Source organism: Paenibacillus sp. PAMC 26794 (genome assembly GCF_000316035.1).
GTDB lineage: Bacteria > Bacillota > Bacilli > Paenibacillales > Paenibacillaceae > Paenibacillus.
Genome location: NZ_ANHX01000073.1, coordinates 1 through 24,048 on the forward strand (window position 1 = coordinate 1; position 24,048 = coordinate 24,048).

At 46.6% G+C, this 24,048-nt stretch carries 23 protein-coding genes and 1 other RNA gene; 2 read left to right on the forward strand and 22 right to left on the reverse strand.

The genetic code is table 11. The features are described 5' to 3' along the window. Positions 1-245 precede the first annotated feature (245 nt). The 14 genes from D829_RS0123095 to rpoE form a co-directional block, all read right to left on the reverse strand. Entirely contained in the window at positions 246-515 is a 270-nt protein-coding gene (locus D829_RS0123095; RefSeq protein ID WP_017691281.1) for a pro-sigmaK processing inhibitor BofA family protein, read from the reverse strand. 32 nt (positions 516-547) lie between these two features. Continuing rightward, entirely contained in the window at positions 548-823 is a 276-nt protein-coding gene (locus D829_RS0123100) for a DUF2508 family protein (protein ID WP_017691282.1), read from the reverse strand. Between the two features lie 184 nt (positions 824-1,007). Then, the gene (gene recR / locus D829_RS0123105) at positions 1,008-1,607 is read right to left on the reverse strand and encodes a recombination mediator RecR (RefSeq protein WP_017691283.1); all 600 of its coding nucleotides are present in this window, start codon (positions 1,605-1,607) and stop codon (positions 1,008-1,010) included. 35 nt (positions 1,608-1,642) lie between these two features. Further along, the gene (locus tag D829_RS0123110; protein WP_017691284.1) at positions 1,643-1,954 is read right to left on the reverse strand and encodes a YbaB/EbfC family nucleoid-associated protein; all 312 of its coding nucleotides are present in this window, start codon (positions 1,952-1,954) and stop codon (positions 1,643-1,645) included. Positions 1,955-1,995: 41 nt separating this feature from the next. Next, positions 1,996-3,738: a DNA polymerase III subunit gamma/tau gene (gene dnaX, locus D829_RS0123115; RefSeq protein WP_017691285.1), complete on the reverse strand. Its 1,743-nt coding sequence runs from the start codon at positions 3,736-3,738 to the stop codon at positions 1,996-1,998. Positions 3,739-3,912: 174 nt separating this feature from the next. After that, an RNA gene (ffs, locus tag D829_RS33055) (signal recognition particle sRNA large type) lies at positions 3,913-4,180 on the reverse strand. A 146-nt stretch (positions 4,181-4,326) separates the two neighbouring features. Further along, a complete protein-coding gene (rpmE, locus tag D829_RS0123120; RefSeq protein WP_017691286.1) occupies positions 4,327-4,524 on the reverse strand; it encodes a 50S ribosomal protein L31 in 198 nt (65 codons plus the stop codon). A 102-nt stretch (positions 4,525-4,626) separates the two neighbouring features. Next, positions 4,627-5,901: a radical SAM protein gene (locus D829_RS0123125; protein WP_017691287.1), complete on the reverse strand. Its 1,275-nt coding sequence runs from the start codon at positions 5,899-5,901 to the stop codon at positions 4,627-4,629. Between the two features lie 97 nt (positions 5,902-5,998). Then, positions 5,999-7,324 carry a transcription termination factor Rho gene (gene rho / locus D829_RS0123130; RefSeq protein ID WP_017691288.1) on the reverse strand — a complete coding sequence of 442 codons (1,326 nt, stop codon included), beginning with the start codon at positions 7,322-7,324 and terminating at the stop codon, positions 5,999-6,001. A gap of 464 nt (positions 7,325-7,788) precedes the next feature. Further along, complete coding sequence (locus D829_RS0123140) at positions 7,789-9,042, reverse strand: UDP-N-acetylglucosamine 1-carboxyvinyltransferase (RefSeq protein WP_017691290.1); 1,254 nt, start codon at positions 9,040-9,042, stop codon at positions 7,789-7,791. A 147-nt stretch (positions 9,043-9,189) separates the two neighbouring features. Then, positions 9,190-10,044: a class II fructose-1,6-bisphosphate aldolase gene (gene fba, locus D829_RS0123145; protein ID WP_017691291.1), complete on the reverse strand. Its 855-nt coding sequence runs from the start codon at positions 10,042-10,044 to the stop codon at positions 9,190-9,192. A gap of 260 nt (positions 10,045-10,304) precedes the next feature. Beyond that, entirely contained in the window at positions 10,305-10,691 is a 387-nt protein-coding gene (locus D829_RS0123150) for a response regulator (RefSeq protein ID WP_017691292.1), read from the reverse strand. A gap of 229 nt (positions 10,692-10,920) precedes the next feature. Continuing rightward, the gene (locus D829_RS0123155) at positions 10,921-12,525 is read right to left on the reverse strand and encodes a CTP synthase (RefSeq protein WP_017691293.1); all 1,605 of its coding nucleotides are present in this window, start codon (positions 12,523-12,525) and stop codon (positions 10,921-10,923) included. 453 nt (positions 12,526-12,978) lie between these two features. Then, the gene (gene rpoE, locus D829_RS0123160) at positions 12,979-13,548 is read right to left on the reverse strand and encodes a DNA-directed RNA polymerase subunit delta (protein ID WP_017691294.1); all 570 of its coding nucleotides are present in this window, start codon (positions 13,546-13,548) and stop codon (positions 12,979-12,981) included. Between the two features lie 462 nt (positions 13,549-14,010). Between rpoE and D829_RS0123175 the strand changes: the two genes are divergently transcribed. Continuing rightward, the gene (locus D829_RS0123175) at positions 14,011-15,165 is read left to right on the forward strand and encodes a S8 family peptidase (RefSeq protein ID WP_017691297.1); all 1,155 of its coding nucleotides are present in this window, start codon (positions 14,011-14,013) and stop codon (positions 15,163-15,165) included. Positions 15,166-15,446: 281 nt separating this feature from the next. Here the strand turns inward: D829_RS0123175 and argS are convergent, their stop codons facing one another. The 5 genes from argS to D829_RS0123200 all read right to left on the reverse strand — a co-directional run bounded on the left by argS (position 15,447) and on the right by D829_RS0123200 (position 20,970). Beyond that, positions 15,447-17,126 (reverse strand): arginine--tRNA ligase, encoded by a 1,680-nt coding sequence (gene argS, locus D829_RS0123180; protein ID WP_017691298.1) that lies wholly within the window; start codon positions 17,124-17,126, stop codon positions 15,447-15,449. Then, positions 17,123-17,548 carry a DUF1934 domain-containing protein gene (locus D829_RS0123185; protein ID WP_017691299.1) on the reverse strand — a complete coding sequence of 142 codons (426 nt, stop codon included), beginning with the start codon at positions 17,546-17,548 and terminating at the stop codon, positions 17,123-17,125. The genes argS and D829_RS0123185 overlap by 4 nt, the downstream gene beginning before the upstream one ends. A 265-nt stretch (positions 17,549-17,813) precedes the next feature. Next, positions 17,814-18,083, reverse strand: coding sequence for a DUF6171 family protein (locus tag D829_RS33060; RefSeq protein WP_241230807.1), 270 nt, complete (start codon positions 18,081-18,083; stop codon positions 17,814-17,816). Continuing rightward, positions 18,083-19,564, reverse strand: coding sequence for an alpha-N-arabinofuranosidase (locus tag D829_RS0123195; protein ID WP_017691301.1), 1,482 nt, complete (start codon positions 19,562-19,564; stop codon positions 18,083-18,085). The genes D829_RS33060 and D829_RS0123195 overlap by 1 nt, the downstream gene beginning before the upstream one ends. Before the next feature lie 218 nt (positions 19,565-19,782). Continuing rightward, positions 19,783-20,970: a hypothetical protein gene (locus tag D829_RS0123200; RefSeq protein ID WP_017691302.1), complete on the reverse strand. Its 1,188-nt coding sequence runs from the start codon at positions 20,968-20,970 to the stop codon at positions 19,783-19,785. Between the two features lie 627 nt (positions 20,971-21,597). Here D829_RS0123200 and D829_RS34315 point away from each other — a divergent pair. Continuing rightward, positions 21,598-21,729 carry a hypothetical protein gene (locus D829_RS34315; RefSeq protein ID WP_017691304.1) on the forward strand — a complete coding sequence of 44 codons (132 nt, stop codon included), beginning with the start codon at positions 21,598-21,600 and terminating at the stop codon, positions 21,727-21,729. Positions 21,730-22,035: 306 nt separating this feature from the next. Here D829_RS34315 and speB read toward each other — a convergent pair whose 3' ends face one another. Genes speB through D829_RS33815 form a run of 3 tightly spaced genes read right to left on the reverse strand, consistent with a single transcriptional unit; the run spans position 22,036 to position 24,022 of the window. Then, positions 22,036-22,905, reverse strand: coding sequence for an agmatinase (speB, locus tag D829_RS0123215; RefSeq protein WP_017691305.1), 870 nt, complete (start codon positions 22,903-22,905; stop codon positions 22,036-22,038). Between the two features lie 15 nt (positions 22,906-22,920). Further along, complete coding sequence (gene speE, locus D829_RS0123220; RefSeq protein ID WP_017691306.1) at positions 22,921-23,748, reverse strand: polyamine aminopropyltransferase; 828 nt, start codon at positions 23,746-23,748, stop codon at positions 22,921-22,923. Positions 23,749-23,779: 31 nt separating this feature from the next. Then, positions 23,780-24,022 (reverse strand): hypothetical protein, encoded by a 243-nt coding sequence (locus D829_RS33815; RefSeq protein WP_193748501.1) that lies wholly within the window; start codon positions 24,020-24,022, stop codon positions 23,780-23,782. Positions 24,023-24,048: the final 26 nt, after the last annotated feature.

Genomic DNA, 24,048 nt, shown 5'->3' on the forward strand with positions numbered 1-24,048 from the left:
CATTCTGCAAGCAGAATGTTTACTCACTCGTTGTTCAGTTTTCAAAGATCAAACTCGTTTTTTCGTCACCATTTTCTCTCAGCGGCGACTTTTATAATATATCATACTTCGTTTGTTTTGGTCAAGCGTTTTTTTGAAATTCTTTTTCGAAGTTCGTAATGAACTCCTTCATTTCATCTAAAGCATCTAACCAAGCAAGCAAAGCAACGAGATATAATGTACCATATATATATCCTACGAGTCAACTATCCGAACAAAGAAATTTTCAACCCTAATAATAGCCCCACACCTGGCAATCCCAAAACAGTTACAGTCCCTATCGTTGCAGGGTTCAGCGGGATGTAGGTTCCTGTAATCCAGCCGGAATAATTCACGATATATATCCCTACTGCAGCCAGCACCAGATGAATTCCGAATGACGTGAAAAACGATAACCCTATCCGCTTTCTGAGCAAAACAACGACAAGCCCCAATAATGATATAACCAATACAGTTCCCAGTATGATACTCTTCATATGTTACACCTCCGTGTTTAATGTAAACGTGACTACATACTAATCCCTCGCTGTGATGTAACATCATCATTAGCTCTGGCTCGCTTTGCTCTTCTCAAGTGAATCTGGTACTTCCGCTCAGCTGCCTCCAATACATAAATGGCATAATCAATCTCATCCTGCCCCTGTGCATCTTCGAACTGTCTCATAGCCCATTCCCATTCCTGCTTAGCCATCTGAATATCTGCATAGATCTGATCCGCCTCAAGCTCCTTCAACATTCTGTTGTGTTTCTCTACCGAGTTCCGTGTATTTCGCCACAAAAACATAAACTCTCCCCCTCCTGATCAGCACAGCATATTCTCATACTTATCAGGGAAAGGACAAACTTAGAACTCAGGTATTCATTTTCTTCACAAAAAAAGAGAGCCCTAAGGCTCTCTTTGCATATCGAAACTTATTTAGCATCCAAAATTTCCAAGGAAGTGCACTGCGTAATACAAAATGAGCACACTAACGCATCTCCCTGCGCCCTTCCAGCGCTTTGGAAAGGGTTACTTCATCCGCATACTCCAGATCGCCACCTACAGGCAATCCATGGGCAATTCGAGTCACACTGATCTCAAACGGACGCACCAAGCGGGAGATGTACATTGCTGTAGCCTCCCCCTCAATATTGGGGTTCGTCGCCAAGATGATCTCTTTTATACGTTCATCACTTAATCGAATCAGGAGTTCCTTCAAACGAATATCGTCCGGTCCAATTCCCTCCATAGGTGAAATCGCACCCTGTAACACATGATAGTATCCATCGAATTCCTTGGTGCGCTCCATGGCCACCAGATCTTTCGAATCCTGAACTACACAGATTACAGAGACATCCCTGGACTTATCCTGACAGATGCGACACGGATCCGTATCGGTGATATTACAACACACAGAACAGTAATGAAGGTTACGCTTCACACTCACGAGTGCTTTGGCAAAATCGATAACGTCATCTTCCTTCATTTTAAGTACATGAAAAGCTAAACGCGCTGCCGTCTTGGGACCCACACCCGGCAACCGGGTGAAGGCATCAATCAGCTTGGCTATTGGTTCGGGATAATACAATCGATTTTGTCTCCTTTGACAGGATCAATTTTTAACTAAAATAATCCCGGAATATTCATTCCGCCTGTGAATTTGCCCATATCCTTGTTGGCAATCTCATCCGCTTTGGACATTGCATCATTAACAGCTGTCATAACGAGATCCTGCAACATTTCAACATCTTCCGGATCTACCGCTTCAGGTTTGATCGTGATAGCAAGCAATTTCTTGTGCCCGTTAACTTCAGCCGTCACAACACCGCCACCAGAAGTACCTTGGACTGTTTTGTCCGCCAATTCCTCTTGTGCTTTCAGCATTTGCTCCTGCATTTTTTTCACTTGTTTCATCATTTGGTTCATGTTGTTCATAATTGTTCATCTCCTTTGTTATAGTTATCGCGCAATGCGCATTATTCTTTGATCACTACAAGGTCCTCACCAAAGAGCTGGATGGCTTCATCAATCCAAGGCTGCTTGTTGCCTGAACCGCCGTCTTCATGCTCAGGTTCAAGCTTAAAGTCCTCCTTCGGCGCTTCAGAAGCTCCTTCCATTGCTCCAGTCCAATCTTTGAGCATCATCGTCACCAGTCGTGCCGAACGCCCAAGATGTTCCGACAACACCCGCTCAATGACTTCGCGGTTAGCCTGCTTCTCCGTTGTTTCACGGTGGATGTTATTTTTAAAAGCAACCAGAACATTGTCTTCAAGCAATGATACCGGCTCGCCATCCACAAACCAGGCGTGGACGGTAACTCTCTCTTCTTTCACTCGTTGCAGGATCTGACTCCATTTTTTGCTGATCTCCGCGAACTCAGGGGCTCCCTTGCGTGCAACATACTGATCCAGCTGTGCAGGAAGCTTCGCAGGTGAGTTTCCTCTCGATACAGGGGCTCGTGTTGCTGGACGCGACGGAGCACTCGATGCACCTTCTCCACCAGACAACCCACTCTTTAGTGCACGATCCAATTTCTTTTCCAGCTCGGCAAGCTGTTGCTTCAGGCGGTTGATCTCTCCATCAGCAGGCGCTGCATGGGATGAAGCTCCAACCGAAACAGAAGCCCCCTCTTGCGCTGGAATACTACACAGTTTAAGCAACGCGACCTCAAATAATGTCTGTGGCTGCACCGCATATTTCATTTCACTCTGGTACCGATTAAGGGTATCGATCATGTGGAACAGTTGTTCCTTAGTGAATGACTCCGCCATATCACGGAAAGATTCCGGATCAAGCACCCGGTCCGTCAATTTGTCTGCATCAGGCACCATCTTAATCATAAGCAAATCACGGAAATAATACAGTAGATTCTCCATGCACTTGTCTGCGCTCTTTCCTTCATGCATGAAGCCTTCAATCATCTGCAAAATATGACCAACATCACCCTTGAGCAGCGAAGCAGCCAGCTTGGCGAATTGCTCTGATGCAATACCCCCGGTCATGTCCATAACCTGCTGGTACGTTACTCGTCCATCCGTAAATGAAGAGATCTGATCCAGCACACTAAGTGCATCCCTCATTCCACCGTCCGATAAACGGGCAATGTATTGGAGCGCATCCTGGTCAGCTTCCATGCCTTCCTGTTCACAAATCAGTGTAAGTCTTGCTGTCTGCTCTTCCAGGGATACCCGGCGAAAATCAAATCGCTGACAGCGCGATATAATGGTAGCCGGAAGGCGGTGCGGTTCCGTTGTTGCCAAAATAAACATCACATGTGGTGGTGGCTCTTCCAATGTTTTGAGCAAAGCATTGAATGCCTCCGTTGTCAGCATGTGCACTTCATCAATAATATAGACTTTCTGCCGGACTTCGGTTGGCGCATATTTAACCTTTTCCCGAAGGTCACGGATTTCTTCAACGCCCCGATTGGATGCAGCATCAATCTCCTGCACATCCATCACAGCGCCAGTCGTAATTCTGCGGCAAGCTTCACACTCGTTACAAGGTTCAGGCGCAGGCCCACGTTCGCAGTTCACAGCTTTGGCCAAAATCTTGGCGGCACTTGTCTTTCCCGTTCCTCTGGGCCCGCTAAATAAGTAGGCATGGGAAGTCCGCTGTTCACGAATCGCGTTCTGCAAGGTCTGAATAATATGCTGTTGCCCCACCATATCTTGAAACGACTGGGGACGCCAAGCCCGGTATAACGCGATATGCTCCATGATGCGTTACCTTCCTTCCACTTCGCATTCGAGTCCTTTGTCGTTCCCCTATTATACTATATTCTAGGGTGAATCCAAACTTTATCTGACTCATTCATGCGTGGTTTATTAAGACATATCAAAAAGACCTCTGCAAAGTTACAACTGCAAAGGTCTCTACATTTAAATGGTAAGCCGTGCACCTGCTATCGATACTTGCGATCCAAGCGGCACCCCTGAACAATAGCTCGGGCTAGGCGACCCTCCGGCACAAGAGTAATCTCACTTATGGCTGCTTCCTTCCGGACCTGACCAGGTTCATGAGCACTCATTGCGGAGGACCCAACCGTCAACACCACGTTCAGGGACCAAACCTCACATCGACAAAACCTCTAGCAGGAATTCAACCTCGCTATAGCGGATTGCGAGTTACAGGGCACCGCTACCTCCCCATCTAGCACGGTAAGAAATAGTATAACGTAAGGTTATCCAAATTGCAACCAGAGGAACGCGAATGCGATTATGCTTACATATAACATATAAAAACCCCTGCCAAATCAGCAGGGGTGTGTTGGATGCAATTAGCAGACAACTCCAAGAATTGTCCTATTAGATTCCGTATTTCTTCTTGAAACGATCAACACGGCCGCCAACATCGATAAACTTCTGTTTACCTGTGAAGAACGGGTGGCACGCGGAGCAAATCTCTACACGAAGTCCGTCTTTAACCGAACCTGTCTCAAAAGTATTCCCGCAAGCGCAAGATACTTGACCAATCGTGTAATTAGGATGAATTGCTTCTTTCATTACCTTTCACCTCTTTCCGCCCTGAGCCTCAAGCGGACCCAGAGTAAATGGCATAACTCAGAAATTATAACACGGCCTAATGCCGGTTGCAATCCATTATTATCAAGAGGTAATCAACCGTTTTGGACGTGCCATTCCAGCGGGTGGAACATGAGTATACGATCCGATCACAACACCAGGCAACTCGTCTTCAAAAATCTCAATCATCTGCTTCATGCCCAAGATATCACCTTGAGCTGGAGGTATTAATTCCAGATAGCTCTCCGGATCAATATTGAGATTACGCATCTGAATCAAGCGTAGATCGGTTCTTCGCGCAAACTCAATCATCGCCTCAATCTCTTCTTCACGATCTGTTACGCCCGGGAAGATCAGATAGTTAATGGAGGTGTATACACCCTGTTGCGCTGCGTACTTCATCGACTTCTCAACATTGGCTAAGGTATAACCACGTGGTTTATAGTAGGCGTTATAATGGTCATCCAGTGCACTAATTGTACTTACGCGCATCAGATCCAATCCAGCATCTACAATACCTCTAATGTGATCATTCAGACCGGCATTGGTATTAATGTTGATATACCCCATGTCCGTTACGGAACGCACTTCGCGAATCGCTTCAATAATCAGCTTGGCCTGCGTGGAAGGCTCGCCTTCACAACCTTGTCCAAAACTAATGATGGATTCCGGTGTCTTCAGGTGTTCCATCATGACCTGGACAATCTCATCCACACGCGGGCGGAAGTTCATGCGCGTCTGTGGGGAAACAAAGCCACTGTCATCCGGTTGCTCGGAGATACATCCGAAACATCCCGCATTACAGGAATAGGATACCGGTACTCCACCTTCCCAGCGATTCAGGAACGTGTTCGACGAAGTTAGACATTCATATCCGAGCGCACAATTGGACAGATGGGTATAAAGACGGTTTTCAGGATATTGCTCCGTCAATCGCTTAACCCCGGAACGCACATCGTCACGATCACAGTTGAGCGGATTCCATTGGTCAGGACTATCTGACTTCGAAGCCGTGACGTAGAAACCGCCATCTTTCCAGACCACTGCGGAATAGCCGAACAAAGGTAATTTATACTCCTTATCCGTCTTCACATAACCAGGGAGACACAAACGAGTGAACCCCTGTGGAAGCAAAGCACCTACAGCCTGTGTGTCCGTTGGCATTGGAAGCATCTCACCTGTGTCCGGGTCCATACCAATGGGCCGGGTACTCGGGAGTCCAACCAACGTTGCACCCTCTGGCAAAGGGATGAGTTCGTCTTCCATAATCTCAACGATCATATCTCCACTGCGGGCAAGCCCGTACAGGGAAGGATGATCAAATACATTACCTTTTTCATCTGCGTATACTAAATACATGATGTTCTCCTCACATCTAATGGGTTAAACCTAACGACGAGTTGTATTGTAACATTTACAGCAATGCTGCAAAAAGAAAGTGATTAGTCGAACGAACTTACGTCGATGTACCTGACGTTGCTGTCTGTCTAGGTGAGCGACGGGTTGTTGTTGTACCCGAATTGCTTGTCGGGCTATTACCAGCCGAATCAAATGCCGCCAAAAACTCTGCATTTGTCTTGCTGTTACGAAGTTTTTTCAGGAATCCTTCAACAAAGTCATGGGAATCATTCATGTTTTTACGAATTGCCCAGATTGTATCCAACTCTTCCTTGCTGAGCAATACTTCTTCACGACGTGTACCGGAACGACGAATGTCGATTGCCGGGAATATACGACGCTCTGCCAGACGACGGTCCAGGTGCAGTTCCATATTACCTGTACCCTTAAACTCTTCATAAATGACGTCATCCATACGTGATCCGGTATCAATTAATGCAGTTGCCAGGATGGTCAGGCTTCCGCCTTCTTCCACATTCCGGGCAGAACCGAAGAAACGTTTCGGACGATGGAATGCAGCTGGATCAATACCACCACTAAGTGTACGACCGGATGGTGGAATAACCAGGTTATATGCACGGGCAAGACGCGTAATGCTATCCAGCAGGATAACAACATCTTTTTTGGCCTCAACCAGACGAAGCGCACGCTCAAGCACCAATTCCGCCACCTTGATATGATTCTCAGGCAGTTCATCAAATGTCGAAGCCACAACTTCCCCTTTTACCGAACGCGACATATCCGTTACTTCCTCTGGACGTTCATCAATCAACAGGACAAACAGTTCAATTTCAGGATTGTTAGTTGAGATGCTGTTGGCAATTTCTTTGAGGAGAAGCGTTTTACCCGCTTTGGGAGGTGCTACGATCAATCCGCGCTGTCCCAATCCTACCGGGGCGAGCACATCCATAATTCGTGTGGACAAATGGTCGGGGGATGTTTCGAGAACCAGTTTTTTCTGCGGATACAGTGGGGTTAGTGCTGGGAAGTGAAGTCGCTCTGCAGCCGCCGATGGATTCTCACCATTTACAGCGTTGACTTGCAACAAACCGAAGTATCTCTCGTTTTCCTTAGGCGTTCTACACTTACCTGATACGAGGTCACCTGTTCTTAGGTCAAACTTGCGAATCTGAGAAGCTGAGATGTAGATGTCTTCCGTACTTGGCAAGTAGTTGATAGGTCTTAAGAATCCGTAACCTTCAGGTAAAATCTCGAGTACGCCTTGCATGAACATCAGGCCGCTCTGTTCAGCTTGTGCACGTAGTATAGCAAAGATTAATTCTTTCTTTTTTAACGTACCATAGTAAGGTATCTGATATTTTTTGGCCAGTTTGTAGAGGTCCGTTAGTTTCATTTCTTCCAAATCGGAAATTTGTAGATCCATATAATAACCACCTATTCAATTAATAAGTCCGTGTGAAATGGATAGTTTCGCTAGATGTTCCGGCTATAGAGAGCGGCGTCTGCCACAATCCCTTCTGTCCATTGTACGGAATGTAACCGTTATAATGCAAATACTTGTCTTTGAGTGTAAGTTTCCGGGTGGGATGGCCAACATTCGGCAAGATCCGCTATTGAGTGAACGATGCATTGAGGCGATCAATCCGGATAGACCGGCTATGGAGCGCAGTTCAAACAAAACCGGGGGTTGGGGATGAGAAATGATGTTCTTACAGCCATATGAAGTTTATTTCAAAAAAAGACCCTCCGGTAAAGGAAACAGAAACATTTCGTCTTATGCCGGAGAGACTGAGAACTCTATTAAAACAGGTTTACCTAATCTACAAAAAGATATGCAGTTCAATTAAAAAAACATGTGTATGACTGAATCATGCATAATGCTTCCTATTAATCAGTTTCCCGCCATACATCTGCACCGAGCAGGCGCAGATTAGTCACCAGATGATCATAACCGCGGTCGATATATTCGACCCCCGTTACTTCAGTCACACCTTCACTGACAGTGAGACCTGCAATCACCAGCGCTGCTCCAGCGCGAAGATCGGACGCTTTTACTTTGGCCGCATTTAATGCACTACCTTCAATAATCGCTGACCGTCCTTCTACTCGAATCTTTGCACCCATCCGCACCAACTCAGGCACATGCTTGAACCGATTACTGTATACAAAGTCGCTCAGGACACTCACACCGGTTGCCTGTGTTAAAACACTGGTCATGGGTGACTGTAGATCCGTTGGGAAACCAGGATATACAAGTGCCTTCACGTCAACGTGGTTATAGCTTGGTTTACCAATGACACGTATACTTTCATCCAATTCCTCAATGCCAACACCCATCTCCAGCAGCTTTGCCGTTAAAGCTTCCAGATGTTTGGGAATCACATTGTCAATCAGAACATCTCCGCGCGTCGCCGCTGCAGCGATCATATACGTACCTGCTTGGATACGGTCCGGAATGATGGAATGACGGCAGCCTTTAAGCTCCGAGACCCCTTCGATACGGATCGTTTCGGTACCTGCACCCTTGATGCTGGCACCCATGGAATTCAGAAGTGTTGCTACATCTATAATCTCAGGCTCTTTAGCCGCGTTTTCGATAATTGTAGAGCCTTTGGCACGAGTAGCCGCCAGCATGATATTAATGGTTGCGCCGACACTGCTTACATCAAGATAGATTTTTGCGCCGCGCAGCTCTTTGGCATGCAAATGAATGGAGCCATGTTCGTTTGTTACGGTTGCACCAAGCGCTTCAAACCCTTTGATATGTTGATCAATTGGACGAGGCTCAAAATTACAGCCCCCTGGTAAACCTATGGTCGCTTCTTTGAAACGCCCTAGCAATGCACCCATCATATAATACGAAGCGCGAAGCTTCTTCACGGGACCATTCGGCATAGGAATGGATTTGATGTCAGAAGGGTCAATCTTCATCTGACTGCCTTCCCAAGTCACACGTGCTCCGAGTTCCTCCAAAATTTCTGCATAAACCGCCACGTCACTCAAAAGCGGCAGGTTGTCCAACACGACTTCTGACTCGGCAAGCAATGCTGCAGGAATAAGCGCAATGGCGCTGTTCTTGGCGCCGCTTATAGTTACAGTTCCCTGTAACGGACGTCCGCCACTAATCATCAATTTTTCCATAAAGCTTAATGTCCCCCTACGTGTTTTGCAGCCGATGAACGGCAATACGTGCTGTTGGCTTCCGATGTAGAAATAAGGTGTGAAAATGGAAAGACACCGGCTAGGCGGTGTTTTTCCATTTCACAGTATGGAACTGGTAAAGATAAATTACGCTTTGTTGTTAGAACCAAACTCGCGGATTTTACCTTTAACGGTTTCTTTGATTGCGTCACGGCCTGGTACGATGAATGTACGTGGATCGTAAGCATCTGGTTTAGCTGCAAGCACTTCACGAACCACTCTTGCGAAAGCAATTTGGTTCTCTGTGTTTACATTAATTTTGGATGTACCCAGGGAAATGGCTTTGTCGATGTCGTGTTTAGGAATACCTGTACCACCGTGCAATACGAGTGGAACTTGTACCGCGTTGCAAACTTCTTCCATTTCTTTGAAGCCCAGGTTAGGCTCGCCATGGTAAGGACCGTGTACGGAACCAAGAGCTGGTGCCAATGTATCGATACCTGTTTCTTTAACGATACGGATACACTCATTCAGGTCAGCGTACATGATACCGCCGATAACGTCGTCTTCTTGTCCGCCTACAGTACCTACTTCAGCTTCTACAGAAACGCCTTTAGCGTGTGCATATTCAACAACTTTTTTAGTCATTTCGATGTTCTCATCGATAGAGTGGTGGGAACCGTCGATCATAACGGATGTGAATCCAGCGTCGATCGCTTCTTTACACTTGTCGAAGCTTGAACCGTGGTCCAGGTGAATTGCAACTGGAACAGTGATTTTCATGTCGTGGATAAGTCCTTCTACCATTTTAACTACAGTGTAGAAGCCACCAATGTGACGTGCTGCGCCTTCGGATACACCCAAGATTACTGGGGATTTCTCTTCTTCAGCAGCACCAAGAATCGCTTGAGTCCACTCAAGGTTATTGATATTGTATTGACCAACTGCATATTTTCCTTCAAGTGCTTTGTTCAACATGTCTGTCATAGATACTAATGGCATGGTTTCAATCCTCCTAGGGGTTTGGGTTGTGTCTATGGTTTTTAGCCGAAATCACATACGGGCTTATTATACCACATCCCATGTCAAATACTAAACAAGCATTTGCAAAAATGCTGTGCTTTGCAGCACAGTTTTCATAGACACCGCTTTATAACTTCCCCATTTCCAATATTCCCCGGATGAAGGAGTGAAATACCCCATTTTCCCACCAAGTACCTTCTATGTTCTCCACACGCAAAAAAATCCTGTATCAACAGGATTCAGCTGCATTTATTGGCAGTACCATTGCGAAGTTGCATATTCACAGCCACTCGCATCTCGTCGATATCAAACGGTTTCGTAAAGTGCATGAGCGCTCCGAGATCCGTGGCTTCCTTAATCATGTCAAGTTCACCATAAGCGGTCATCATGATCACCTTGATACCCGGATCAATTTCTTTAATATGCTTCAGGATTTCCAGACCGTCCATCCCAGGAATCTTCATATCGAGCAATACCAGGTCAGGCTTGTCATTATTCACAATCTCCAGAGCAACCTTGCCGTTGGGTGCTTGAAACGTGTTATACCCCTCACTGCTGAACACTTCCATTAACAAGATTCGAATACCATTCTGGTCATCAACAATCAAAACTTTTTTATCTTCCACTCTGTAACCCCCTAGAATTAGGAAAGCATGTACATCTTCGAATCTGGATAACTATCCCATAGTCGTCATGATAAGTATTCTACCTCTTCCATTAAAATCCTGCTACCTTCACAAAATGACAAAAAGCATTTCATCCTGCTTTTTACGCAAAAAAAAGGGATGTTCCGGCATCCGCTCTGGTTGCCAGGAACATCCCCAATATCTATTACGTTAACACTAATACCATGTATTATTTCTGTGTATTCTCCAGAGAAGCTTTCACGAATTCACGGAACAATGGTTGCGGGCGGTTCGGACGGGAAGTAAATTCCGGATGGAATTGTACCGCCAGGAACCATGGGTGTCCTGGAAGTTCCACGATCTCAACCAGACGTCCATCCGGAGATGTACCCGAGATAACCAGCCCTGCTTTTTCGATCGTTTCACGGTATTCATTGTTGAACTCATACCGGTGACGGTGTCTCTCATACACCAGCTCGTCATCATAACAAGCCATCGCCAAAGAACCTTCCTGAAGCTTACAAGGATACAGACCCAGACGCATCGTGCCACCCAGATTCTCGATATCTTTTTGCTCAGGCAACAGATCGATCACCGGGAATTCGGTAGCCGGATTAATCTCGGAACTGTTCGCACCATTCAAACCAACGATGGAACGTGCATACTCAATAACGGAAACCTGCATACCCAGGCAAATACCGAAGAACGGAATTTGTTTCTCACGAGCATAACGGATTGCCGATACTTTACCTTCAATACCACGATCTCCGAATCCACCAGGAACAAGGATACCACCAATACCATGTAACAGGTCGCCTACATTCTCATCCGTAATATCTTCAGAAGGAACCCAGCGAATTTTGACATCGGCATTGGACGCAAATCCTGCATGAGACAACGACTCAACAACACTCAGGTATGCATCATGCAACGCTACATATTTACCAACAATAGCGATCTCAACTGTATGCTCCAACTTGTTGATCCGGTCAACCAGCCCTTCCCACTCGCTCATATCCGGTGCAGGAGTAGTCAGTTTTAGGTGATTTACCACGATCTCATCCAAGCCTTCTTCACGCAGGTTCAGAGGTACTTGATACAAGGTGTCTGCATCACGACATTCAACCACGGCATTCTCATCAATGTCGCAGAAGAGAGCGATCTTGGCTTTCATGTCTTTAGACAATTCATACTCCGTACGGCATACAATCACATTCGGTTGAATACCGATGCTGCGTAATTCTTTAACACTATGTTGCGTTGGTTTTGTTTTCACTTCACCAGCTGCTTTGATATAAGGAATAAGTGTTACGTGGATGTACATCACATTGTCGCGACCTACATCACTCTTGATCTGACGGATAGCTTCCAGGAAAGGCAAACTCTCAATGTCGCCCACTGTTCCACCAATTTCCGTAATAACCACATCCGAACCCGCTTCACGTCCAGCGCGGAATACACGCTCTTTGATCTCGTTCGTAATGTGTGGAATAACTTGTACCGTTCCGCCCAGATATTCCCCGCGCCGCTCTTTGCTGATGACGGAAGAGTATACTTTACCAGTCGTGACGTTGCTGTTTTTGGAGAGATTGATATCAATAAAACGTTCATAGTGGCCAAGGTCCAGATCCGTTTCCGCGCCATCATCCGTTACAAAAACCTCGCCGTGCTGATAAGGACTCATTGTTCCCGGGTCGATGTTAATATATGGATCAAATTTCTGGATCGTTACCTTAAGCCCTCTGTTTTTCAGCAATCTGCCCAGAGAAGCAGCCGTAATCCCTTTGCCCAGGGAGGACACAACTCCGCCCGTCACGAAAATATACTTTGTCACTGTTATTACCCTCCTAATATAAGTACAGAAATTCAGGCGATATATGGTGTTATCGTAACCTGTTTCCCAGGTAATCATCGTTAAAAAGAGCAATGGCAGAAATTCCCTGCATCTGCGAACTGCTCTTTTTTGCGAAGACGGTTTAAATACACGTTGTTCTACAGCAAAAAATGGTGCAAATATTCCGGTAGCCTCCATTCCATTTGGTGTTTTTGATATACAAAAACGGGCCACGAAATGTTGGCCGGGAGCATACGGAAAAAATCATTTTGCAAAATTATGCCTCTAAAAATACAAAAAAAAGTACTCCCGCAGGACGGGGCACCTTCTATAAAAAACATAAATATATTGTCGCTCATTCATAAGCCCATGCAATAGTTTACCCGTTACCCCCGTCTGCTGTCAAGGCTGACTATTCCGAGGAAACGGGTAAATTATAGACGTCAAAAATGACTACCGATTATCAGAATCGTCGTCAAATTCATCCTCGTTTTCGGACTCTTCTTCGTCTTCTTCGAGGTCTTCATCTTCCAGATCGTCATCTTCAACCAGCACTTCTTCTTCGCTGTCTTCTTCGTCAAAGATGTCTTCTTCTTCTTCTTCTTCTTCGTCTTCTTCTTCTTCTTTATCCGTGCTGTCGAAGCCTTCATCGCTGCTATAGCTGTCTTCTTCTTCACCGAAGTCTTCATCTTCCAGATCATCGTCTTCATCGTTGATGATACGCGGACGCTTCGCACCCGTCATGGAATCTTCTGTTCCAGCTACCGGATACCAGCGCTTCAAGCCCCACAGACTTGTACCGACGCAAGCAAAACGGCCATCGATATTAATCTCGGTATATAGCTGGGCGATAAACTCGTTGATTTCTTCATCAGTCATTCCGCGCTGCTTCGCTACCTCATTCATTAAGTCACGATAGTAATACGGCGTATTAGCCGCTTTCAGCACCATAAAGGCAAGGTCCACCAAAGGGATCTCTTTTACCTTTTCTTTATCAATTTTCAAATTGAGCGAGGTACTCACTGCAGACACTTCCTCTCACACAAAATTCACTTTTTAACCCCTACGAACTGGACTGTTACGTATAACATATCCATTAACAAACCTAAGTAAAACCTATTTAGCGTTAAAAAGCAAGTTTTTATGTACGGATGTGACGCAAATGCGGAGAGCAGCAACAATATGTCCATATATTCAACGTGAATTGACATCGAACCCACAGGAATATGCTCTTTTGTCAAAGAGACAACTCCATAATAAAAAAGACGGAGTCCCCTCCGCCTTCTGACTGTATACCCTTGAAGGATTGCTCCTCACCAGGTTCCCCGCAAGAGCCCTCTAGCTCTCCATCCATCATATGTCCCTGCGCCCGTTTTGACACGAAGAGAATGTGTTTTTGTAAAAAAAGGGCAAGTTCCCCATGCGGCGGGATGAGCGCATTCATAGAATACCTCAGCATGTTCATCCCGAAGGGGGCTGCCCATTATGGACTATACTGGTTTATTGCATCAATTGATTGACGGAATGCGACGCCCTGAACCAGAACAGGGAGGGCGATATTTGATCCGATTTGCCAAACCGCAACAGTACGAGGCCTGCCTCGTAGAATTGTCTCGAATGCGGAATGAATTTACTGACCTTGGGGCTGTCCGTTCCTCGCGACTGGCTCGTTCCATTATCGCTCCAGTCCAACGCCCGGAGGACCTATACCGCTATGGGGATGAGATTACGATTGAAGCAGACGTACCCATCTCCCTTCATGCCACCGCACTCCACAGCAAACCGAGCAATGCTCAAGGCATACCCTGGGGAGTGAAGCAGATTCGGGCGCCCAAAGTATGGTCTGTGTCTACCGGACACCGGATCAAAATCGGTGTGATTGATACAGGTGCTGATTATCATCATCCTGATCTTCGTTATTCCCTGGCACGCGGAATCAATCTGTTAAACCGGAGCCTGCTCCCTCATGATGATAACGGACACGGCACCCACATTGCAGGGACTATCGCTGCTGCCAACAGTACCGCAGGCATGATTGGTGTAGCTCCACGCTCCCTGATCTATCCGGTGAAAGCATTTGACCACAACGGATCGGCTTATGTATCCGACATTGTACTTGGCATCGACTGGTGTGTGCGCAACAAGGTCGATATCATCAATATGAGCTTTGGCATGAAAACACGTAGCAAGGCGCTTCTTGACGTTGTCAACCGTGCGTACCATGCTGGAATCGTTATTGTTGCTTCGTCAGGAAATGACGGCAAACGCCGCAGTATTGATTACCCGGCACGGTATCCCCAGACCATATCTGTTGGGGCAACCGACAAAAACAGACGTATTGCGTCCTTCAGCAATCGTGGCGCATATGTGGATGTCTATGCACCCGGTGATAAAATCGTCTCCTCCTGGGTACAAGGCAAGCATCACGAGATGAGCGGCACCTCCATGGCGACGTCCCATGTGAGTGGCGCTATCGCCTTGCTGCTCTCCAAACATCCGGGGTTATCCCCTAGTGAAATCAAGACACTCGTCAAACGTGCTACGATCCCGTTGCGCGCCCGCAAGACCACCACCGCAAAGAGCAAGGTGCGTGGTGGTGAGATTGATGCCCTGAAGCTAATGCAGGAGGGCGGGGAGTGAGCCAGCTCTACCAGCCGTCAGCAGAACTTGATTGAGGCTCGTGGCGAAACACAGTAGCCAGCCCAGGCAGTACGCACGAGGGAGTATTATGTAGTTGCTGAGACTCTAGGTTACGCCCGCTGTGATGTCAGGGCAGGCTAGTGTGCCTTGGACCAGGCATTTCGTTTTCTGCAGCTAGGGTACACAACAAAAAAAGTCTCCATGTACCACGTTGAAGTTGCAACGTGGACATGGAGACTTTTTTCCTTAGGCAGAGCGGCGGCAGGCCGCGAGCCTGGAATTTACATTTTGTCAGGAGCGGTTACGCCTACCAGACGAAGCGCCGTTGCGATAACGGTACGTACAGCACCGATCAGTACCAGGCGTGCTTGAGTTTGCTGCGCGTCTTCCGTAATGACACGTTCTGCACGGTAGTAGCTGTGGAACAGGGATGCCAGCTCGTATACATAACGGATGATACGATGAGGCGCATATCCTATTGCTGCTGCCGAGATTTCCTCAGGCAGCTCTCCCATTTTGCGAAGAAGGTCATACTCGTGCTCTGTTGTCAGCTTGGACAGGTCAATCTGTGCCAGTGGCAGCAGTTCAATACCTTGTTCTTCAGCCTGACGGTATACGCTGCATACACGTGCATGCGCGTATTGTACGTAGAATACCGGATTCTCATTGGATGTCGAGATCGCAAGGTCCATGTCAAAGTCCAGATGGGAGTCCATGCTGCGCATTGTGAAGAAGTAACGGATCGCATCAATGCCGACTTCATCCATCAGGTCTTCCATCGTTACAGCTTTACCTGTACGCTTGGACATCTTCACTTTTTCACCGTTCTGGAACAAGCTCACCATCTGTGCAATCAAGACCACCAGTTTCTCAGGGTCATTACCCAGTGCTTGCATCGCGGCTTTCATCCGTGGAATATATCCATGGTGATCGGCACCCCAGATGTTAATCATCGTGTCGTATCCACGAGCATATTTGTCGCGGTGATACGCAATATCTGGCGTCAGGTAAGTATACGTGCCATCGTTCTTGATCAATACACGTTCTTTGTCGTCACCGTACTGCATCGTTTTCAACCAAGTTGCTCCATCTTGCTCATAGATCTCATTGCGGTCACGCAATTCATCAAGCACTCGTAGCACTTCTCCGTTGTCGTACAGGGAAGTTTCGCTGAACCAGATGTCAAAGTTAACACGGAAGCGATTCAAGTCACGTTTGATCTTGTCCAGTTCCTTCTCCAGGCCAAAGTCACGGAAATAAGCCGCACGGTCACCCGGATGCATGGACAGCAATTCGTCACCCTTTTCAGCAACAAGCTGCTTGGCGAAACCTTTAATATCTTCACCGTGATAACCGTCTTCAGGCATCTCAGCATCCTGACCCAGCTCTTGCAGATAACGAGCTTCAATGGAACGAGCCAGATTAAACACCTGATTACCTGCATCATTAATGTAGTATTCACGGGTTACATCATATCCTGCGTAGTCAAGGATGTTACATAGTGCATCACCTACAGCTGCTCCACGGGCATGGCCCAGATGCAGGCTGCCTGTCGGGTTGGCACTGACAAACTCCATCTCGACTTTGCGTCCTTCTCCGATGTTAATTCTTCCGTAATCTTTACCCTGCTCCTGCACAAGCGCAAGTACTGGATAAAGGTAACTCTTGTCCAATTTGAAGTTAATGAATCCTGGGCCCGCAATCTCAGCCTTCTCGATTCCGGCTTCAGCCAGATTCAGATTGGCAATGATCTCTTCAGCAATCTGACGCGGATTGCGCTTGGCAATCTTGGTCAGCTGCATGGCAGCATTGGTCGCCAAGTCCCCGTGTGTCTTCTCACGCGGCACTTCCAATGTGATGGCTGGCAATTCGTCCTGCGTAACAATTCCGGCCGTCACAATGGCGTTGCCGATGGCCGTGCTTACCCGTTCGTTAATCGTATCTAGTGGATTACGTGTCATGAAATTGGTTCCTCCTGTATATGCAAACTAATCGCGAAATGTCCAGATTCTTCATCAAAGCGGTAAAAGTCGTAGCTCCACGCTGCGCGTGCGCTCAATCCCTGAATGGAAAGTTCCAGCTTCTGTGTATGCGTGGACAGGGCAAACGACATGTATGGTGATCGATAGAAACCAGGAAGCTTCCGATTCAATTCAAAAGTCTGCTCCGATTCCACCTCACCATGACGTATAATCTTGATGGATTGTCCGCCCAGCTTCAATGTTGTACGGGTAGTACCTCCCTCAGGTCCAACCTGCGGTTCTTCATAACGAACATAAAGAACAGACCCTTTTAACACGGCTTCACCCTGCATTTCCTGCAGCACATCTTCACCTTCATAACGGCTGTGCAGCCGGATGTGTACCGGTCGCATGTTCGACATGAATGTTAACCTCCATTATATTCGAGGCGACGCAAAATCAGGCACGGCTGGTGAGAACAGCCCTTCCCGTATTGTTGTGTCGCTATACGCGCTCATATTCCCGGATAGCTCGCTATCCTACACTCTACTGTATAACTATATCCAGTTCCCTCGCTCAATTCAAATCCAAATTCAGAGTTTTTTCCTCATCAAGCCAAAAAAGAAGAGCCGCACCTGTAAAGTGCAACTCCCTTTTGCTTCATTATAATAAGATTTGTTCATCCGATCAGGCCCATTGCGATTCATAAGGAAAAGGACATGTCGACTCACTAAGCTTCGCTCGCACCTGTACGAGACAACCACAATGCCGACAAGTTGTGCCATATTGCAATTCCGGACAAGCAGAGCATATGGATAGCCGACGTTCATATTCCTCATCCTGTACCGTCGGACGCGAACGCGAGACAATCTCCACAAGTCTAGCCATTTTGGCATCGCTAATCTTCACATCGTACTGATCATTACAGCCCTTGCAAGGTTCCTGCCTTTTCATCATTAACCCTCGACAGCGATGACCCCAACCGATGCTGGAGGAAGAACAAAACGCAAGGTGTTATTTTCCAGTGTGAGTCCTTCCCAAGCCACAGGCTGAACACGATTCGGCTGTTCAAAGGTATTGAATGCACCAAAATCAGTATGGTGCAGAATCTGCCCAGATACTTTGGCCGCTTGAGCTGCGTCCAGTTGACACACAACTTCCAACTCATCGGTATGGCTCAGATTACAAGCTGTCACATGAATGACCCCATCCTTGTTGCGGGAAGCTGATAAGCTGAGCTGCGGAATGGTCTCTTCTCCGAATGTGTATCCCGGGCTTTCATAATTCAAATCCAGTCGCTGCGCATCCATATGAACCTGATACATATCAAATACATGATACGTAGGGGTCAGGAGCATTTTGTCCCCTTCCGTGAGCACAAGCGATTGAAGCACATTGACGATCTGCGCAAGATTTGCCATGTGTACCCGTTTATTATGTTGGTTGAAAATATTCAGGTTAACGCCTGCAAGCACAGCGTCCCGCATCGTATTCTGTTGATACAGGAACCCTGGATTGGTTCCCGGTTCAACGTTATACCACGTGCCCCATTCATCCACAATAATGCCGACTCTGCCCTCTGGATCATATTTGTCCATAATCTCGGAGTGTTTCACCAGTAATTCATCCATATGGAGCGTCTTTTTCAAGGTGGTGAACCATTCAGACTCGCCAAATCCTGTAGCTGCGCCTTTATCATTCCACTCTCCTGTAGGGATGGTGTAATAATGAAGACTAATTCCGTCCATAAAACGAGCAGCCTCTCGCATCAGGACTTCCATCCACTCATAGTTGCCTTCGTTGGGTCCACAAGCGATTTTATAAATCTCGTTCCCGGAATAGTTACGTACATATGTAGCATACCGACGATATTCATCCGCATAATATTCAGGACGCATATTGCCGCCGCATCCCCAGTTCTCATTTCCCACGCCAAAATACTTCATTTTCCACGGTTCTTCCCTACCGTTACTCTTACGCCAGTTCGCCATCGGGGATTCGCCGTCAAACGTGATGTACTCCACCCATTCCTGCATCTCCTGCACTGTACCGCTACCCAGGTTGCCACTAATATATGGTTCCGTGCCGAGCAACTCACATAATCTCAAGAATTCATGTGTACCAAAGTGATTGTTCTCTTCCACACCGCCCCAGTGTGTATTGATCATACGAGCACGCTCACTCTTCGGGCCTACACCATCTTTCCAGTGATATTCATCGGCAAAACAACCGCCTGGCCAGCGAAGTACTGGAATATGAAGCTTCTGTAAGGCCGTTAATACATCATTTCGAAGCCCATCCGTATTCGGAATGGGTGAATCTTCTCCTACCCACAGACCCTCATAAATACAACGTCCCAAGTGTTCGGAAAAGTGACCATATATATTGCGATTTATTAATCCTTGATCTGAATTTTCCTTTAAAATAACATCAACCATTATTTCAACCCCCATAAATTATATTGTTATCGCTTACAATAACTCGTTTTAGAGTAGGTTTCAACCGTTTTTATTTCTACACAAACAAGCCTCTTCCTGTGTAATTGATTAGGAAGAGGCTTGTTTGTTATAGAAATTCATGCAGAGACTTACTATATTGATTTTCATTCATTTCTAATTTGGATTTGCTCCGTTGTTATTTCAGATTCACAGGCTATTTAATCCTGCTCTGAAGGCAACAACATTTTTTGTGTCCACGTCGTTCCACCATCTGTAGTTTGATAAATTGCAGGAGAGTTATCACTTGTTACTACGAGCCATCCTGTCTTGGCAGATGGGAACGAGATACGGGAACTATACCCCGGATCTTTCAGGTCAATATTTTTCCACGTGGAACCAGTATCATATGAACGTCCAATGCCCACTTTGCCAGCTGCGGGTGAACCTGCAGACAGATACGCCGTCTGATTACCAATCAACGCCATGTTGCCGGGATGACCACCCGGGTTGGCTGGTCCGTTTCCTTTGCCCGTACTGTTTGTACCTGGTGCAGGACCGCCCCCTGCTGTGGATTGCGCAAATACTTGGGTCCAGTTCTTGCCTTGATTACCGCTCGCATAGAGGGAGTACGATTGTTGGGACATGCCTGCATCACCATATAGAAGGGCCCATACTTGTTGGCCATGTGCATACAGATCCGCTCCGCTCCATGTGTCTGAGACAACTCGAAGAGAGGTTGTCCAGTTCTTGCCGCCATCACTCGTTTGCTTCAAATGATATCCCGATCCAGGTACAACCACGACGGCATACCCTTGTTTCTCTGTTGCAAAGGCAGCTGCACGCGTGTTGGCAGGCGTATTCATTTTACTCCAGGTTACACCGCCATCCTTCGTCTGATATGCACCATTATAGGTGTAACCATAACCTACATCTTTATTGCGAAAATCGATTCGCTTGAATTGAATGCCCGGCGTATCGAGCCGCGTCCAGTGCGATCCCCCATCATGGGTACGGATCAGATAGGTTGCAGGTGAATCCTTCACTCGCGCCAGCGCATATCCGTTCACATTATTCGGAAAATCAAGCTGTGTGAATTGCCACTGCCCGGTATATATGGACTGCCACGTACATCCTGCATTCGAGGTACCGATCAGGAAGCCTTCACCCCCAGCTCGTCCAGTCGTATCATTAAGAAAATCAATGTCAGTAAATTGCAGGTGTTGCTCTTCCACACCGCTGCCCTTTTTCAATGTAACAGATAGTCCATGATCTCCCTTTCCACATGCCTGTGAAGATGCAGCGTTAGCACCTGATAGCGTATGTACCGGTCCCATCCCCCAAGCCAGTGTTAACGATAATGCGAGTGCACCAATCCGTTTCCATGTCATTGTACTTTTGGTTGTCATCGTAACACCTCCTTCTATGGTTTTACCCAAATATGATGGTTCTAACGTAACAATCTGATGAACCCTGATGACAATTTCGCAAGAAAAAAACCACCTTTACCCATGATTGGATCATGTAGGCAAGGGTGGTTCATCACCAAACGTTGTGTACTCTAAGTTAAAGGGGATACGTCACCACAGCAAGGATAACAAAACTGATACTTAATAAAAGGCATAAACTAAAATATATTTTGTTGTATTTATATTCACGAATACTATATGCAGCAAAAAGCATGGCCAGATCAGCCACCATCAACGTGAAGTTGAGAAATATCGTCACTGCTAATACAAAATTGATGACAAACACTATAAAAACTGCAGTTAGCCACCTGGGATACATACTCAATTGAGCCCGAATCACACGCATTCATATTCACCTTTCCCTTCCTCTATTTCCATATTATAAACAAATATTAAGATAGAAGGAACCCTAAAGCATGGTCATTTACATAACAATGCCGGTACTAACATATACAACAAATGGTAGTGGAATGAGAACAGACGTGCTATAATCAGTCTTATGGACTTTTGAATAACGGTGGATGTTTTTCAGACCACGGCGCCGCTTCCCGAAAGGGGGTGACGTCGATGGTCAAACTTGTGGCGTTGCTTGATGTAATCCGATGGATTGCTGCGATCCTCAGTATTGTACTGAGTGGGCGAAAGCTTTACCGTTGGTTGCGCAAAAAGTTTCGTAGCAAGCGAAAACCCACCTCATAAGGTTGGCGCCTAACGGTGGGTTTTGCTTGAATAGCATTATTTAGTTCATGCGCGCCGTGGCAATCCACAGCCTTTCGGGTCCTAAGAGTCTTTACCGCTCCAACGGTAAAGGCTCTTTTTAGTATATGACCGAACCCAATCACCATATACTTCACGAATGTAATATATCAATTAATATACTACTGAATACTTATGTAGTCAGTATAGCACAGCTCTGTACAAAAGTTAACAATACAAAACGCCCTCCCCTGCGCAAATTTGAAACCGCGCAGACAGAGAGCGTTATACTTATCGATTATTCTGTAATTATTTCACGAATCCAAGCAGCATTTCACGAATCAGCTTCGCAGCTACAATCTGTGTCTGTTGTGTTGGATCATAGATTGGTGCAACTTCAACCAAGTCACAACCAACTACATTTACATCCGATCCTGCGATCATATGAATGGCTTCCAGCAGTTCCTTGGACGTAATGCCGCCCGCTTCTGCTGTACCTGTTCCTGGTGCTGCTGACGGATCAAGCACATCGATGTCGATGGTCACATACACCGGACGGTTGCCCATCTTCGGAAGAGCTTCCTTCATCGGAGCTGCCACTTCAAATGGATAGAAGTTGATGTTCTCGCGCCCATACTGGAACTCCTCACGGGAACCGGAACGGATACCGAACTGATAGATGTTTTGGCCACCCATCAACTCAGCCGCTTTACGCACTGGTGTGGAGTGGGACAATGGCTCGCCTTCATAGTTTTCACGAAGGTCAGCGTGTGCATCAATATGAATCAGGATAAGATCCGGGTATTTCTTGTACATCTGTTGGATGACTGGCCAAGTAACCAGATGCTCGCCACCGAGACCAACTGGGAATTTGTCGTCAGCGAGCAGACTGCCGATGTATTCATGAATTACCTCAAGGCTGCGTCCCGCGTTACCGAAAGGCAAGAGCAGGTCTCCAGCGTCAAAGTATGTCATGTCTACAATGCTTTTGTCGAGATATGGGCTGTACTCTTCAAGTCCAACCGATGCCTGACGGATATGAGATGGGCCGAAACGGGAACCCGGGCGGAAGCTGACGGTGTAATCCATCGGCATGCCATAGATAACTGCTTTGGAGTTCTCGTAATCCTCAGAGCTGCAAATAAATACGTTTCCTGAATAAGCTTGATCCAGTTTCATTAATGATTTCCCCTTTTATTTCGTTAAATCTTCCACGAATTTAGGAAGTACAAATGCTGCTTTGTGCAGACGCGGAGAGTAATACTTGGTATCCATCTCCGGGATTTGAGTCTCATCCACTTCAAGCGGGTCATGTTTCTTGCTACCCATGGTGAATGTCCACAAACCACTTGGATAGGTTGGAATATTACAGCCGTACACATGTACGATCGGGAAGATTTCTTTGACGTCTTTGTTCACCTTCTGGATCAGATCCGCCTTGAACCAAGGGTTGTCCGTTTGGGCAACGAAGATTCCGTCTTCTTTCAATGCTTCGTAGATGCCTTGGTAGAACCCACGCTCAAACAATGGCGCAGCCGGGCCTACAGGCTCCGTGGAGTCTACGATGATCACATCGTATTCATTTTTATGTTCAATAATATGCATGTAGCCGTCGTTTACGAGCACTTCAACATTAGGCTCGTCCAACTTGCCGGCGATTTCAGGCAAATATTTTTTAGAGTATTCAATAACTTTACCGTCAATTTCGACGAGAACTGCTTTTTCTACAGCAGCATGTTTAATGACTTCACGAATGACTCCGCCATCGCCGCCACCGACAACCAGAACTTTTTTCGGATTCGGGTGAGTGTTCAGCGCAGGGTGTGCCGCCATTTCGTGATATACGAATTCGTCTTTTACAGTCGTCATCACCATGCCATCAAGAAGCAACATGTTACCGAATTCTTCGGTCTCTACCATGGCCAAATCTTGAAAATCCGTTTTCTCTGTAACATAGGTCTGCTTAATCTTCGCGGTGATCCCGAATACCGGGGTCTGTTTCTCCGTAAACCACAATTCCATAATCTCTACCTTCTTTCCGTAAAGTTAATGATCAGCCATACCCGATCAAGCGCTGTGCACTATAATCGGTTCGCCCAAGCACGTCCAGCGTTCGGCGCCATATCGCGTTATCATTGCTGGCCTGCGGGAAAGGTCCGCGGTTCACTTCATTATATAGATAGTATCTTGTGCCGAATCTTACCTTTTCATTACCCTTTTGCATTATACGCGATTGACGTTTATACTGCAAAACGGTTTTCAAGGCGGAAATGCTACATTTTGTTCGCTTATGCACCCGATTGAATATCCCTGCCAATCAAG

Excerpts from the sequence above, each read along its gene's own strand:
- D829_RS0123125 (WP_017691287.1), bottom strand. The coding sequence starts at position 5,901 with ATGTATTTAGTATACGCAGATGAAAAAGGTAATGTATTTGATCATCCT.
- speB (WP_017691305.1), bottom strand. The coding sequence starts at position 22,905 with ATGAAACTGGATCAAGCTTATTCAGGAAACGTATTTATTTGCAGCTCT.
- D829_RS0123185 (WP_017691299.1), bottom strand. The coding sequence starts at position 17,548 with ATGTCGAACATGCGACCGGTACACATCCGGCTGCACAGCCGTTATGAA.
- D829_RS0123195 (WP_017691301.1), bottom strand. The coding sequence starts at position 19,564 with ATGGTTGATGTTATTTTAAAGGAAAATTCAGATCAAGGATTAATAAAT.
- D829_RS0123140 (WP_017691290.1), bottom strand. The coding sequence starts at position 9,042 with ATGGAAAAATTGATGATTAGTGGCGGACGTCCGTTACAGGGAACTGTA.
- D829_RS0123100 (WP_017691282.1), bottom strand. The coding sequence starts at position 823 with ATGTTTTTGTGGCGAAATACACGGAACTCGGTAGAGAAACACAACAGA.
- dnaX (WP_017691285.1), bottom strand. The coding sequence starts at position 3,738 with ATGGAGCATATCGCGTTATACCGGGCTTGGCGTCCCCAGTCGTTTCAA.
- D829_RS33060 (WP_241230807.1), bottom strand. The coding sequence starts at position 18,083 with ATGATGAAAAGGCAGGAACCTTGCAAGGGCTGTAATGATCAGTACGAT.
- rho (WP_017691288.1), bottom strand. The coding sequence starts at position 7,324 with ATGGATCTACAAATTTCCGATTTGGAAGAAATGAAACTAACGGACCTC.
- D829_RS0123175 (WP_017691297.1), top strand. The coding sequence starts at position 14,011 with ATGGACTATACTGGTTTATTGCATCAATTGATTGACGGAATGCGACGC.
- D829_RS0123095 (WP_017691281.1), bottom strand. The coding sequence starts at position 515 with ATGAAGAGTATCATACTGGGAACTGTATTGGTTATATCATTATTGGGG.
- fba (WP_017691291.1), bottom strand. The coding sequence starts at position 10,044 with ATGCCATTAGTATCTATGACAGACATGTTGAACAAAGCACTTGAAGGA.
- D829_RS34315 (WP_017691304.1), top strand. The coding sequence starts at position 21,598 with ATGGTCAAACTTGTGGCGTTGCTTGATGTAATCCGATGGATTGCTGCG.
- D829_RS0123200 (WP_017691302.1), bottom strand. The coding sequence starts at position 20,970 with ATGACAACCAAAAGTACAATGACATGGAAACGGATTGGTGCACTCGCA.
- speE (WP_017691306.1), bottom strand. The coding sequence starts at position 23,748 with ATGGAATTGTGGTTTACGGAGAAACAGACCCCGGTATTCGGGATCACC.
- D829_RS0123110 (WP_017691284.1), bottom strand. The coding sequence starts at position 1,954 with ATGAACAACATGAACCAAATGATGAAACAAGTGAAAAAAATGCAGGAG.
- rpmE (WP_017691286.1), bottom strand. The coding sequence starts at position 4,524 with ATGAAAGAAGCAATTCATCCTAATTACACGATTGGTCAAGTATCTTGC.
- argS (WP_017691298.1), bottom strand. The coding sequence starts at position 17,126 with ATGACACGTAATCCACTAGATACGATTAACGAACGGGTAAGCACGGCC.